The organism is Massilia agrisoli (genome assembly GCF_020831365.1).
Classification (GTDB): domain Bacteria; phylum Pseudomonadota; class Gammaproteobacteria; order Burkholderiales; family Burkholderiaceae_D; genus Telluria_A; species Telluria_A agrisoli.
This window is the reverse complement of sequence record NZ_JAJHPV010000021.1, coordinates 344,115-357,751: the sequence shown is the minus strand read 5'-3', so window position 1 is coordinate 357,751 and position 13,637 is coordinate 344,115. Positions and strand designations below refer to the sequence as shown.

General features: G+C 62.6%; 10 protein-coding genes. 2 read left to right on the top strand and 8 right to left on the bottom strand.

What is annotated here, in order from left to right; genetic code table 11:
• Nucleotides 1–42 precede the first annotated feature (42 nt).
• The 5 genes from LMJ30_RS20505 to LMJ30_RS20485 form a co-directional block, all read right to left on the bottom strand.
• Nucleotides 43–2,964 (bottom strand): ribonucleoside-diphosphate reductase subunit alpha, encoded by a 2,922-nt coding sequence (locus LMJ30_RS20505; RefSeq protein WP_229434420.1) that lies wholly within the window; start codon nt 2,962–2,964, stop codon nt 43–45.
• A 606-nt stretch (nt 2,965–3,570) separates the two neighbouring features.
• Entirely contained in the window at nt 3,571–5,007 is a 1,437-nt protein-coding gene (locus LMJ30_RS20500; protein WP_229434419.1) for a sigma-54-dependent transcriptional regulator, read from the bottom strand.
• Nucleotides 5,008–5,035: 28 nt separating this feature from the next.
• A complete protein-coding gene (locus tag LMJ30_RS20495) occupies nt 5,036–6,718 on the bottom strand; it encodes a sensor histidine kinase (protein WP_229434418.1) in 1,683 nt (560 codons plus the stop codon).
• Between the two features lie 6 nt (nt 6,719–6,724).
• The gene (locus tag LMJ30_RS20490) at nt 6,725–6,964 is read right to left on the bottom strand and encodes a PP0621 family protein (protein WP_229434417.1); all 240 of its coding nucleotides are present in this window, start codon (nt 6,962–6,964) and stop codon (nt 6,725–6,727) included.
• Entirely contained in the window at nt 6,961–7,764 is an 804-nt protein-coding gene (locus LMJ30_RS20485) for a cytochrome C assembly family protein (protein ID WP_229434416.1), read from the bottom strand. The genes LMJ30_RS20490 and LMJ30_RS20485 overlap by 4 nt, the downstream gene beginning before the upstream one ends.
• A 456-nt stretch (nt 7,765–8,220) precedes the next feature.
• Here LMJ30_RS20485 and ffh point away from each other — a divergent pair, with 456 nt between their 5' ends.
• Entirely contained in the window at nt 8,221–9,591 is a 1,371-nt protein-coding gene (ffh, locus tag LMJ30_RS20480; protein ID WP_229434415.1) for a signal recognition particle protein, read from the top strand.
• A 177-nt stretch (nt 9,592–9,768) separates the two neighbouring features.
• Nucleotides 9,769–10,134: an SWIB/MDM2 domain-containing protein gene (locus LMJ30_RS20475; RefSeq protein WP_229434414.1), complete on the top strand. Its 366-nt coding sequence runs from the start codon at nt 9,769–9,771 to the stop codon at nt 10,132–10,134.
• Nucleotides 10,135–10,389: 255 nt separating this feature from the next.
• Here the strand turns inward: LMJ30_RS20475 and LMJ30_RS20470 are convergent, their stop codons facing one another.
• From LMJ30_RS20470 to LMJ30_RS20460, 3 genes are all read right to left on the bottom strand, one after another.
• A complete protein-coding gene (locus LMJ30_RS20470; protein WP_229434413.1) occupies nt 10,390–10,752 on the bottom strand; it encodes a hypothetical protein in 363 nt (120 codons plus the stop codon).
• 137 nt (nt 10,753–10,889) lie between these two features.
• On the bottom strand, nt 10,890–12,269 hold the full coding sequence (locus tag LMJ30_RS20465) for an alkaline phosphatase (protein ID WP_229434412.1): 1,380 nt from the start codon (nt 12,267–12,269) through the stop codon (nt 10,890–10,892).
• Nucleotides 12,270–12,298: 29 nt separating this feature from the next.
• Nucleotides 12,299–13,630, bottom strand: coding sequence for an alkaline phosphatase (locus LMJ30_RS20460; protein WP_229434411.1), 1,332 nt, complete (start codon nt 13,628–13,630; stop codon nt 12,299–12,301).
• Nucleotides 13,631–13,637 lie beyond the last annotated feature (7 nt).

Genomic DNA, 13,637 nt, shown 5'->3' with positions numbered 1-13,637 from the left:
GGGTAAGCGCAAAGCGCGCACCCGCCGATTACGGTCAATATTTTACTGGCAGGCTTCGCATTCCTCGAAACCGTCGTCACCCGGACGCAGGTAGCAGGCCGCGCCGTCTTCGACTGCCGCCGCTGGCGCTGCCGCCACAGATGGTGCTGCCGCCGCCATCGCGCTGGCCGACATGCCGCCGTCCACCGCAACCGCGTTCAGCGCGCCGGTGCGGGAAGTCGACTTCTCCATGTGCGTCGCCGCGATGGTGCGCAGGTAGTAAGTGGTCTTCAGGCCGCGCAGCCATGCCAGCTTGTAGGTCTCGTCCAGCTTCTTGCCCGATGCGCCAGCCATGTAGATGTTCAGCGACTGGGCCTGGTCGATCCACTTCTGGCGGCGCGATGCCGCTTCCACCAGCCAGCTTGGCGATACTTCGAACGCGGTGGCGTAGATGTCGCGCAGGTCTTGAGGAATGCGGTCGATCTTGGCCAGCGAGCCGTCGAAGTACTTCAGGTCCGAAATCATCACTTCGTCCCACAGGTCGCGCGCCTTCAGGTCGCGCACCAGGTACGAATTGATCTCGGTGAATTCGCCCGACAGGTTCGACTTCACGTACAGGTTCTGGAAGGTCGGCTCGATACATGCCGACACGCCGATGATGTTGGAAATCGTCGCGGTCGGAGCGATCGCCACGCAGTTCGAGTTACGCATGCCGAACTGCTTGATACGCTCTCGCACCACGGTCCAGTCCATCGATTCGGACGAATCGACTTCCAGGTAGCCGCCGCGCTGTTCCGCCAGCAGCTTGACCGAGTCCTGCGGCAGGATGCCGCGGTCCCACAACGAACCTTCGTACGACTCGTAGCGGCCGCGTTCTTCGGCCAGCTCGGTCGACGCCAGGTAGGCGTAGTAGCAGACAGCTTCCATCGACTTGTCGGCGAATTCCACCGCGGCCATCGACGAATACGGTACGCGCATCATGTGCAGGCAGTCCTGGAAGCCCATGATGCCCATGCCGACCGGACGGTGGCGCATGTTGGCGTTACGCGCTTTTTCGACGGCGTAGTAGTTAATATCGATGACGTTGTCGAGCATGCGCATCGCGGTGCGAACCGTCTTTTGCAGCTTGATGGTGTCGAGCTTACCGTCCTTCATGTGGGCCGGCAGGTTGACCGAACCGAGGTTGCAGACAGCGATTTCGTCCGGGCCGGTGTTCAGGGTGATCTCGGTGCACAGGTTCGAGCTGTGGACCACGCCAACGTGCTGCTGCGGCGAACGGATGTTGCATGGGTCCTTGAACGTGATCCATGGGTGGCCGGTTTCGAACAGCATCGACAGCATCTTGCGCCACAGGTCGAGCGCTTCGATCTTCTTAAAGACGCGCATTTCGCCGGCGGCTGCCTTGGCTTCGTAGCCGACGTAGGCTTCTTCGAAGGCCTTGCCGACCTTGTCGTGCAGGTCAGGCGTCTCCGATGGCGAGAACAGGGTCCAGGTGCCTTTTTCCATCACGCGCTTCATGAACAGGTCGGGAATCCAGTTCGCGGTGTTCATGTCGTGGGTGCGGCGGCGGTCGTCGCCGGTGTTCTTGCGCAGGTCGAGGAATTCCTCGATGTCCATGTGCCAGGTTTCCAGGTAGGCGCAGACCGCGCCCTTGCGCTTGCCGCCCTGGTTGACCGCGACGGCGGTGTCGTTGACCACTTTCAGGAACGGCACGACGCCCTGCGATTTGCCGTTGGTGCCCTTGATGTGGGCGCCCAGCGCGCGCACCGGGGTCCAGTCGTTACCCAGGCCGCCGGCAAACTTGGCCAGCAGTGCGTTTTCCTTGATGGCGTCGTAGATGCCTTCGAGGTCGTCCGACACGGTGGTCAGGTAGCACGACGACAGCTGCGAACGCAGGGTGCCGGAGTTGAACAGGGTCGGGGTCGAGCTCATGAAGTCGAACGACGACAGCAGGTTGTAGAACTCGATGGCGCGCGCTTCGCGGTTTTCTTCGCGCAGGGTCAGGCCCATGGCGACGCGCATGTAGAACGCCTGTGGCATCTCGATGCGGACATCGCGCACGTGCAGGAAGTAGCGGTCGTACAGGGTCTGCAGGCCGATGTAGCCGAACTGGAGGTCGCGGTCGGCGACCAGCGCCTTGGCCAGCTTGGCCAGGTCGTACTTGGCCAGTTCAGGGTCGAGCAGTTCGTTTTCGATGCCCTTGGCGATGTACTGCGGGAAGTAGTCGACATAAGCGGCGGCGGCTGCGGCCTGCGCGACTTCCTTGCCGAAGACTTCCTTGCGGATCGTGTGCAGCAGGATGCGTGCGGTCACCTGCGAGTACGCAGGATCTTTTTCCATCAGCGCGCGCGCTGCCAGGATGGCCGACTTGTGCAGTTCTTCGACTGGCACGCCGTCGTACAGGTTCTTGACCGTCTCGGCCAAAATAGCGTCGGCGTCGACGTGCTTTTCCAGGCCGATGCAGGCGGCGTTAATCAGGCCGGTGACCTGGTTCATGTCCAGCAGGCGGCGTTCGCCGTTTTCGGTCACGTGGATTTGCGGCGCCGCCACTTCAGCCGAACCGCCCTGCGCCTGCTTGAGCGCCTTGCGCTCTTCCATCTGCTTTGCGCGATACAGCACGTAGGCGCGCGCGACATCGTGCTCGCCCGAGCGCATCAGCGACAGTTCCACCTGGTCTTGCACGTCTTCGATATGGAAGGTGCCGCCGGAAGGCTGGCGGCGCACCAGTGCCGAGACGACGTTGTCGGTCAGCTGCTCGACCAGCTCGCGGATACGCGCGGAAGCGGCGCCCTGCCCGCCGTTCACGGCGAGGAAGGCTTTGGTCATGGCGACGGCGATTTTCGACGGCTCGAACGCGACCACTGCGCCGTTACGGCGGATGATGCGGTAGTCGCCGTTGGCAACGATGGCGGCGCCCGAATGCGCTGCCGTGCCCGTCCCTGGTGTGACGTGGTTGGTGGTGGAAATGTCTTGGGAAGTTTGCATAGTCTCTCCAGGAACGACGTACAGTTTTGCTGCCGCCGATTGTTATGAGTAAAACCGGGGATGCCGGTTCGCGAACAAATCAAAAAAGCAAAAAAATACCCCTTCCGAGCGGTGCTGCCTGGTAGGGGAAACACTATCAAAAAAGGTTTTTATAACGCAAGATCAAGGCCTTATGAGCGCTTTGGAACAATCGGGTTGAGGATCTCGGGTACCACTACATCTAGTGCATTGCTATCGAATGACACTAATTGTAGTGCCGCACCCATCCCGTTGCAATAGCTTTCAGACCATGAAAGTCTAATTTATTTGGCATTTTTTTCGGTCCGCGCGCTTGACATTTCACAGGTCCCGTCCGCGCTGACCTACCGCGTGAGTAAGCACTAACATCAAGCCCGTCAAGACGAAAGTTTTGGTGATTTTATGGTGGGTCTGTCGAGGCTTTACAGCCCTTGCGAAGCCCTGGTTTTTGCTGGAAAAACCGGCCCGGCGCACCGCTTTGGTAGGGCGGACAAGCACACCGGGCGCATCCGCCGAATTATGCGCCGACCCGACGCCAACCCGGCGGATGCGCCCTGCGGGCTTATCCGCCCTACGGATTTCGTTTGATCAGTCCTCAGGCGCGTGGATGTCGAGCTTCTGCATCTGGTAACGCAGCTGGCGGAAGCTAATGCCCAGCAGCTGGGCAGCCTGCGTGCGATTGAACTGGGTCTGCGCCAGTGCGCGCAGGATGATATCGCGTTCAACCTGCTCAAGGTACTCTGGCAGGTTGCTCGGGAGCGTATCGGGACCCGCGGGCGCCGCGGCCGACATGGGGCTGGCCACTGGCGCGGCCGGCGCGGGCACATCGATCACCGGCGCCTGCGCAGGCATTGAAGCCGCGGAAGGCTCGGCCAGGCGCGCGCTCTTGAGCGACAAGTCCCCCACTTCGATCACGCCGTCATTGGCAAATGCGAGCGCGCGTTCCAGCACATTTTCAAGTTCGCGCACGTTGCCAGGGAAGGAATAGGCGGCCAGCGTCTCCAGCACCTGCGGCCCCAGCTTCGCCTGGCCGGGGCCTGCAAGCCGGTCCAGCACCGCGCCGGCGAGGATGCCCAGGTCGTCGAGCCGTTCGCGCAAGGGCGGCAGCGACAGCTCGATCACATTCAGTCGATAGAACAGATCCTGCCTGAACTTGCCAGTCTCGACGCACTTGGCCAGGTCCTGGTGGGTGGCGCTGATCAGGCGCACGTCCACCGGCTCCTCCGCAGTCGCGCCGATCTTGCGCACGCGCCGCTCCTGGATGGCGCGCAGCAGCTTGACCTGCATTGCCAGCGGCAGGTCCGCCACTTCATCGAGCATCAGGGTGCCGCCGTTGGCCGCCTGGAAGAAGCCATCGCGGTCCTCGGCTGCGCCGGTAAACGCGCCCTTGCGGTAGCCGAAGAACTCCGCTTCCATCAGCGCTTCGGGGATCGCGCCGCAGTTCACAGCAATGAAAGGCTTGGAAGCACGCGAGCTTTGCGCGTGGATTTCGCGCGCGGCCAGCTCTTTGCCGCTGCCCGATTCGCCGGTGATGGAAATGGGCGCCATCGAACGCGCCAGCCGTCCGATCTGGGCGCGCAAGGACTGCATCGCTGGCGAATTGCCGATCAGGCGCGATGGCGTGCCGGCTTCGGGCTCCGCCTGGCCGCCCTGCGCCGTCGACAGGCGCAGGGCCGACTGCACCATGATGCGCAGCTGGTCGAGCGCCACCGGCTTGGTCACGTAATCGAAGGCGCCCGCCTTCAACGCGACCACCGCGTTCTCGGCGCTGCCGTAAGCGGTGATCACCGCGATCGGCGTGCCTTTATATAGTGCCGTCACTTCGCGCACCAGTTCGATGCCGAGGCCGTCGGGCAGGCGCATGTCGGTCAGCACCAGCGCGTATTCAGCCTTGGCGAGGAAGGCGCGCGCCTCGCCCAGCGTTTCGGCGCTGTCCACGTCCAGGCCCATTTTCAGGAGCGTTATCTCGAGCAGCTCGCGCAGGTCGGCCTCATCGTCGACAACCAGGATACGTGGAGAACTCATTGCGCTGCCTTTCTGGTACTGGACCGCATCACGCGCGCGGCGCAAATGTAATAACAAACCTGCCGCTGGCCTTCTGCTGGCCTGATGCATTGGCGTCGAAGCGATACTCGTAATCGAGCTTCGCTTCATTATTCAGGCACAGCTCGCGCGCGAGGTACAAGCCAAGCCCGGTTCCCTTGCTCGACGTTGTGTAGAACGGCTCAAACAGGTGCGAGCGGACTTCGGGCGTGATGGCCGGGCCATCATCCTGCACGTGCAGCTCCATCTGGCCGCCCGTCTCCACCACCCAAAGGCGCATGCTGGCCGGCAGGCGGCTGGCGTAGCGGATCGCGTTGGTGAGCAGGTTGATGACAACTTCGCGCAGGTGCAGCGCATCGAAGCGCACCGGTGCGCTGCCGCTGTTGCCGACCCAGACTATATCATCGGCCAGGCCGTAGGTTTCCTGGAATTCCGCCTTCAGCTCGGACAGGAAAGCGTCGAGGTACAGGGGTTCGCCGTTGGGTTGCACCTTGCGCGACAGCTTCAGGATATCTTCGACCATGCGGTCCACGCGGGCCACGTTGTCGCCGACGATCTTCAGCAGGCGCGCGTGGACGGGCGTTTGCAGGTCTTCGGCCAGCAGCGCGGTGGCGTGGCCGATGGCCGACAGCGGGTTGCGCACTTCGTGCGCGATGCTGGCAGTCAGGCGCCCCATCGACGCCAGCTTGAGCTCCTGGGCCTGGTTCTCGATCGCTGTCACGTCGTGCAGGAAGATCACGCAGCGCTCGGCCGCGCCAGCGGGCGTATCGACGCGCGCGAAGCGCAGCTTGAGGTGGGCCGACAGCTCGCGCCGGCCGGACAGGGTCAATGTGGTGCCGGGCGCGGGCGCCTCGTGATATGGCTTGATCGTGACGAAGGCGGCGTGCGGCTCGCTGCGTTCGGCGTCCTCCGCCAGCTCCTGCCAGCCGACGAAGGCAAAGGCCACAGGCGCCAGCGCCGGAATGTCGCCCAGTGCGAAATCGACCTCACCATCGGCAAGGCCAAGCATATTGCGCGCCGCCGGATTGCTGGCCAGGACACGGCCATCGCGCCCCACCACCAGTACGCCGTCGGCTACATCGGCGATCACGATCTGGTTGATGGCCTGCTGGGTGGTCAGGTCGATGCCGCGTTCGGCCGCCAGTTCCTCTTGCCGGATCAGCTTTGCAGCGAGGCTGTTCACAGCCAGGACAATCGCGAAGAACGCCGCGCCGTACAGGCCGGCCTGCATCACGCTGCCGGTGCTTTGCTGGACCAGTACCTGCCATGTCGTCTCGGCCAGCAGGAACAGGGTCACCAGCGCGGCGGAAAACAGCGCCAGCACCAGCGGCGCGAGGATCGCAGCGCCGGCCAGCGGGAACAGGTAAAGGATCACCAGGCCGCTGCGCACGCCGCCGCCGGCCAGGTACAGTAACGAGATCACGACGATGTCGACCGCGACCTGGCTGGACAGCTGCAGCAGGAAGCGGTGGCGCCAGTACTGGGTCAGCACGGCGAAGCCAATCGCCAGCATCAGGTAGGCGGCGCAGGTTTCGGCGTACAGGAACTGGCCGCTGTCGCTGACGCCGCGGCCGTTGAAAGTCAAGTAAACCAGCAGGACCAGCGCGATGACGACGCGCGAAATGTTCAGCGTCTGGAGCGAGCGCCAGAAGGTCGAGCGCGACTCGGCCGACAGCGCATGCCAGCGTCCCATCGGCGGCTACTGCGCGGGAAGGCGGACGTGGGCGGGGCTGCAATAATCCAGCCCGTCCGCACGCACCGCTTCCGAAGCCGGGAAATACACGCCGCAATGGGCGCATTTGGCCATCGACTCAACCTGCTCCGGCTCGCGCGGCGTGCGTTCGGCGCCAGGCTGCTTGGGCGTCATTGCGCGCAGCTTGGCGCGGACAGCCATCACCACCAGGATAATTAAGGCGATCCAAAACAAAATACGGGTCATGCGATCCCTCGGTGCAAAACAACTTCAAGAACAAACCGGCTGCCGACATAAGCCAACACCAGGGTCGCGAAGCCGGCCAGCGTAAAGCGCAGGGCCGTCTTGCCGCGCCAGCCGCGCCAGCGGCGGCCCGCCAGCAGCGACGCAAACAGCACCCATGACAACATCGCGAACACGCTCTTGTGATCCCATTTCAGCGCGATGCCGAACAACTGCTCGGAGAACAGGATGCCCGACAAGACGGTCAGTGTCAGCAGCACGAAGCCGACGCCGATCAACCGGAACAGCAGCTTTTCCATCGTCAGCAGCGCGGGCAGCTGGTCGAGCGCACTGGCGAACCACCCACTGCCTGCGGGGCGCGCGTGCAAGCGCGACTCCTGCAGCGCCATCAGCACGGCATGGAAGGCGGCGATGGTCAGGGTGCTATACGCGAGGATGGCCACGGCGATATGCCAGCCGAAGGCAGGCGCGGCATGATCGAGCTGGAACACGCTGCCGGGAAACACGGCCGGCAAGATAGCGGCCAGGGCGGCGGACGGCATGACAAGCCGGCGCAGGCCATCGAGCGCGAAGTTGCGGTTCTCGAGCCAATACACCATTACCGAGATCCACATGGCGGCGGAAATCATCGACGCGAAACCGACGCGCAAGCTTCCGGGCCCCATCATTCCCTGCCACAACGCCGCGCCATGCAACAGCCATGCGCCTGCGGTGACACTGGAAATGAGCGTGCCCAGCCGGGTAGGAAGCGCCGCACACACGGCATACAGCAGCGCGGCAGCGAAAAGGAGGTAGGTCTGCATACGGCCAAGTTTACACCATCGCGGCCCGCCCAGCCGACCGCCGGCCCGCATTACTCAGCAATATTTTTATATGTACATCTTTCCCAAATCGGGGTCAGACCACCGCCATTTGGGAATATTTCAAAAACCCTGTGGTCTGACCCCGATTTGGGAAATGTTTCAAAAAACCTGTGGTCTGACCCCGAATTTGGGAAGGGCAGTCCTAGCCGGCGGCACGGGTTAACTGAACGGTATAAGGGCCTGACCCCGGTTTTGGAGAGTTTCGACCGATTAGCATAAGGGGAGGCATTAAGTGTCAAACTACAACAAGCCGAAGTTTGCGATTGCTTAAGATGGACGGCTTTGCGTATGCGGCGCGGGTAGGCTGGAGATGGCTGCCACATAGGGTAAAATGTCGGCGCAACCGGCTACGTGCCGGCATTTTTCGCTGTATGCCTCTTATTAGCCAGGTCTCCCATGCTAGATAACTTAACCCAACGCCTTGCCAAGGTCGTCAAGACCATGCGCGGTGAGGCGCGTCTGACCGAATCGAACACCGCCGACATGCTGCGCGAAGTGCGCCTCGCGCTGCTCGAAGCCGACGTGGCGCTGCCCGCGGTGCGCGAATTTATCGCCCGCGTCAAGGAAAAGGCGCTGGGCGAAGAAGTGATCGCTTCGCTGTCGCCAGGCCAGGCCCTGGTCGGCGTAGTCCAGCGCGAGCTGGCCGCCCTGATGGGCGCCGACCTCGGCCCCGAAGCGTCGCAACTGAGTTTTGCGCAGCAGCCGCCGGCGATTATCCTGATGGCCGGTTTGCAGGGTGTGGGTAAAACCACCACCGTCGGTAAACTCGCCAAATACCTGCGCGAGCAGAAGAAGAAAAAAGTGCTGACCGTGTCGGCCGACGTCTACCGTCCCGCCGCGATCGCCCAGCTCGAAACCATCACCAAGCAGGTTGGCGCCGACTTCTTCCCGTCGACCAGCGCCGACAAGCCGGTCGACATCGCGCTGGCCGCGGTGGACTGGGCGCGCAAGCACTACCACGACGTGGTCATCATCGACACTGCCGGCCGTCTCGGTATCGACGAAGCGATGATGCAGGAGATTAGCGCGGTCCACAAAGCGGTCAAGCCGATCGAGACCCTGTTCGTCGTCGACGCGATGCTCGGCCAGGACGCGATCAACACGGCCAAGGCCTTTAACGACGCGCTGCCGCTGACCGGTATCGTGCTGACCAAGCTTGACGGCGATTCGCGCGGCGGTGCTGCGCTGTCGGTCCGCCACATCACGGGCAAGCCGATCAAGTTCGCCGGCGTCTCCGAAAAACTGGACGGCCTTGAAGCGTTCGACGCGCAGCGCATGGCCAACCGCGTGCTTGGCATGGGCGACATCCTGGCGCTGGTGGAAGAAGCGCGCAAAGGCGTCGATTCAAAGGCAGCTGCGGACCTGGCCAACAAGATCAAGGTTGGCGGCCGCTTCGACATGAACGACTTCAAGTCGCAGCTCGGACAGATGAAGAAGATGGGCGGCATGGCCTCGCTGGTCGACAAGCTGCCGGCCCAGTTCCAGCAAGCCGCGGGCGGCGCCAACATGGACCAGGCCGACCGCCAGGTGCGCCGCATGGTCGGCATCATCGACTCGATGACGCCGCAGGAGCGCGCCAAGCCGGAGCTGATCAAGGCCACGCGCAAGCGCCGCATCGCGGCCGGCGCCGGGGTCCAGGTGCAGGAGGTGAACCGCATGCTGGCCCAGTACGAGCAGATGCAGACCATGATGAAGAAGCTCAAGGGCGGCGGCATGATGAAGATGATGCGCTCGATGAAGGGCATGATGCCGGGCGGGATGCGCTAAGCAAAAGGGGGGCAAGTCCCCCCTTTGACTGTCTGCAAGGGGCGAAAAATGGCGTTCTCCCTATGAAAACGGCCAAAATTTTCGAAAAACACTTGCAACAACAGTAAAACCCCACCAATATAGGCCGGTGCGTTCAATTGCGCAATTTCCCCATGTGTTCGTTTAGGAGGCTCGAAGATGGCAACAGCCAAAAAATCCCCAGCAGCGCCAGCAAAAAAAGCAGCGGCAAAGCCAGCTGCCAAGAAGGCCGCTCCAGCAAAAGCTGCAGCAGAGAAGAAACCAGCAGCTCCACGCAAGCCTAACGCAGCCTTCATGAAGGCGATGACGCCGTCGGATGTACTGGCACAAGTTGTTGGTTCGACCCCACTGCCGCGCACTGAAGTGACCAAGAAGGTCTGGGACTACATCAAGAAGCAAGACCTGCAAGACGCAGCGAACCGCCGCATGATCAACGCAGACGACAAGCTGAAAGCTGTCTTCGGCGGCAAAGCCCAGGTTTCGATGTTCGAAATGACCAAGCTCATTTCCGACCACCTGAAATAATAAGAATTAGCTGTCCAAGCAAATTAAAAAAAGCCCCGGTTGAAGAACCGGGGCTTTTTGTTTTAGCCGTGGCGTGAACAGGGGTTCGTAGGGCGGATAAGCGAAGCGCATCCGCCGGGTTGGCGTCTCGTCGACGCAGATCGGCGGATGCGCGCTTCGCGCTTATCCGCCCTACGGACGTTTGATTAAAGCGCGCATCCGCCGCGTGTGCGGTCGTCAATCCGTACGCAGCAGTGATGAAGTGAAATAGCTTCGTCACCGCGCAAAGCCTATATAGAGGTGAGTAATTAATGCAGAGCCTGCCAAGCACCAGCCTAAACGTGGCGCCGCCCAGTTGAAGGCCCTATAGTAGGTCTCGTTATCTCGCCTGTCGTAATGATCGATGATTGCCACGAGCAGCACGAGCGCCGCGACCAGAAATGCACTGGCCATTAGCCATGCTGATCCGCCCTCCAACACGCCCCATCGTAGCCGCCTTCCTGACAAATCGAGGCGGCCGGTAAAAAATGCGATTGCGGCAACCACGAGCAGGACCAACGCCAGCAGGATGTTGGTAACCCGCTCGGCCTTTGGCACCACGTTAGGTTCGTACCGCTTCGATTTCGCGCTTGGTTTCATGTGGCTCACGGCTTTCGATTTGCACGTCGGGTGACCTGCTCGTACGTGTAGTGCGTCATCCGTAGGTTGGTTCAACACGGCGCATGGCGGATGCGCGCTTCGCGCTTATCCGCCCTACCGTTCGCGGTGCCTTACGCTTAAAATCCGAACGCCGCCTTCATGAGGTGGAACACCCTGGTGTTCTCCATCGTCCCCTTGAACGCTGCTGATCCCGCGCCCGTAGCGAAGAGCTTGACGTCGCCGCCACCGTGACTTTCCGTGGTCGTTCGCACACCGGTCTCCTGGTGATAATCATCCGCCAGCGCCTGTTCACTGGTCACATCGACCCGCTCGCCCTTGCGGTTCGGGCCGTTGCCGAACACCAGCGTCGTGTAGGTCTTGCCGTCGGCATCGCGCGCCGGCTGGCCGTCGTGGTAGCTGCGCACGATGTCGAGGATCGGGTTGCCGCGCTTTGCATACCCGTTGAACGTCAGCGTATGGTCATGGTCAGCGGTGACCACGATCAGTGTGTTCTTGAGCCCCGGATCGGTCGCGCGCATCTTGTCGACCGCCGCCTGCACCGCATCGTCCATCGCCACCGCATCGATCAGCGCATTCCTGGCGTTCGATCCATGCAGCGCATGATCGATCTTGCCACCTTCGACCATCAGGAAGAAGCCATCCGGGTCATGCGCCAGCAGGTCGATCGCCTTGCGCGTCATCTCCGACAGGCTTGGCTGTTCCGGGCGGCGCGCAGATTCGAAGTCCAGGTGGGTATCGGCACTGTAGATGCCGACGAACTTGCGCGCCAGGGGCGCCGCCTGCATGCCATTGCGGTCCAGCGCCACCGTATAGCCGCGCGCGGCAAACTCCGCCATCATGTCGCGGCCGTCCGCGCGGCCTTTCGGATTACGCTCCTTGTCGTATGGCGTGAAGTGGTTCCGCCCTCCTCCCATCAGCACGTCGACGCCGTCCTTCAGCGCGGTGTTGTACCCTGCGCCGCCCGGCACCACCTGCGCCGCAATCAAATACGCCGCGTCGCGGTCGCACACGTGCGAGAACGTGGAGGCTGGCGTGGCGTGCGTCAGTTCGGTGGTCGTGATCGATCCCACGGCCTTGCCACTGGCCTTGGCCAGTTCAAGGATCGTCGGCGCCGCGCGGCCGTTGCCTTCGCCGCAGCGGTCGATGGTGGCGTTGCCGTTGGCGTCCTTCACCGGCGATACCGGTTTCGCGTCCGCCATCGAGATAACGTCGTTGTTGATCTTAATGCCGGTCATGTACGAACCCATCGACGGTGCGCTGTCGGTAGTCTGGGCGTCGTTCGAATAGGTTTTGATGCGGGCGGTGCGTTCGAACTTTTCGAAGTTGAGCAGGCCCTCTTCCTTGTACTTGAAGATGCGCGCGGCGGTGATGGTGGTCGGGCCCATGCCGTCGCCGAGGAAGAAGATGATGTTCTTTGCAGGGCCGGCGGCCAACGCCGGTGCGGCTGCTGCGATGGACGCAGCCAGCAGCAGCGCGAGGATTCGGTTTGGTTTCATCGTTGGTTCCTGTTCGTGTGCGCCGCGGCTTACCAGCCGGCTGCCGCCTTGATGACGTTGAAGACGTGCGTGTTGTCGATGGTGCCGTGGAAGCCTTCCGCTCCCGCACCGATCGCGCCCAGGTAAACGTCTGTGCCGCCGTGCGTCTCGTTGCCGGGCTCCATGCGTACCACCGCTTCCTGGTGGTAGTCGTCGGCGCTGACAATCTCGTCGGTCAGCCCGGCCTGCGATGCGCGGCTGCCCTTCACGCGGTTCTCGCCGGTCCCGAACCCGATGATCGTCATCGGCGCGCCATCGAGGTCGCGGCGCGGCTTGCCGTCCGAAACCTGCTTGAGCAGGCCAAGCACGCCAGGCTGCGTTGCCGTTGTCGGGCCGGTGCGTTTTGCGTAGCCGTTCAACAGCAAGGTGTGGTCATGGTCGGCGGTCGCCACGATCAAGGTGTTTTTCAGGCCCGGGTCGATTGCCTCCATCTGCGTAATCGCTGCCTTGAGCGCCTGGTCGAAGGCCACCGTCTCCTGCAGCGCGCGCTTGGCGTTGGTCGAATGCAGGGCCAGGTCGATCAGGCCACCTTCCACCATCAGGAAGAAGCCGTTCGGGTTCTTCGACAGCACGCCGATGGCTTTCGACGTCATCTCGGTGAGGCTCGGCTCCTTTGCCGCGTCGCGCATGGCGTTGAAGTTCATGTCCGAGGGTGCGAACAGGCCGATCACCGGCTGGCCGGCACGTTCGTCGAGCGCCTTGAGTTCGGCGGTGTTCGCCGGCATTCGGTAGCCTTTCGCGCGCAGTTCGGCCAGCAGGTTGCGGCCGTCGCTGCGCTTGGCGAAAGCGTCGACGCCGCCGCCCAGCACGACATCGAGCCCGGCCGGGCCAAGGGCTGCGTTGTAGCCGGCGCCGCCTGGCACCAGCGATGCGGCAATCTCGCCCTCAAGCTCGCGCTTCGGAACGTGCGCATAGGTCGCCGCAGGCGTTGCGTCAGTGACGCGGGTGGTGGTCACCACACCGGCCGACATGCCGCGCCGCTTGGCCATTTCGGCCAGCGTGACAGCACCCATCGAAATGACGCCATTGTTCGCCTTCACCCCTGTCATGTAGGCCGTCATCGAGGCCGCGCTGTCGGTCACCTGCGCGTCGTTCGAGAAGGTCTTCACGAACGCGGATTCAGGCAGCGTGTCGAGCGTCAGCTGGCCTTCTTCGCCCACAGCGTAGATGCGCGCCGCGGTCAGCGTGTTGATACCCATGCCGTCGCCGAGGAAGAAGATGATGTTCTTCGGCTTGGCGCCTGCCGTTTGCTGTGGCGGCGCCGTGGCGCATCCGGCCAGGGTCGCCACCAATGCGGCGGCCGCAACGAGGTGAAGTCGCATGTTGTGC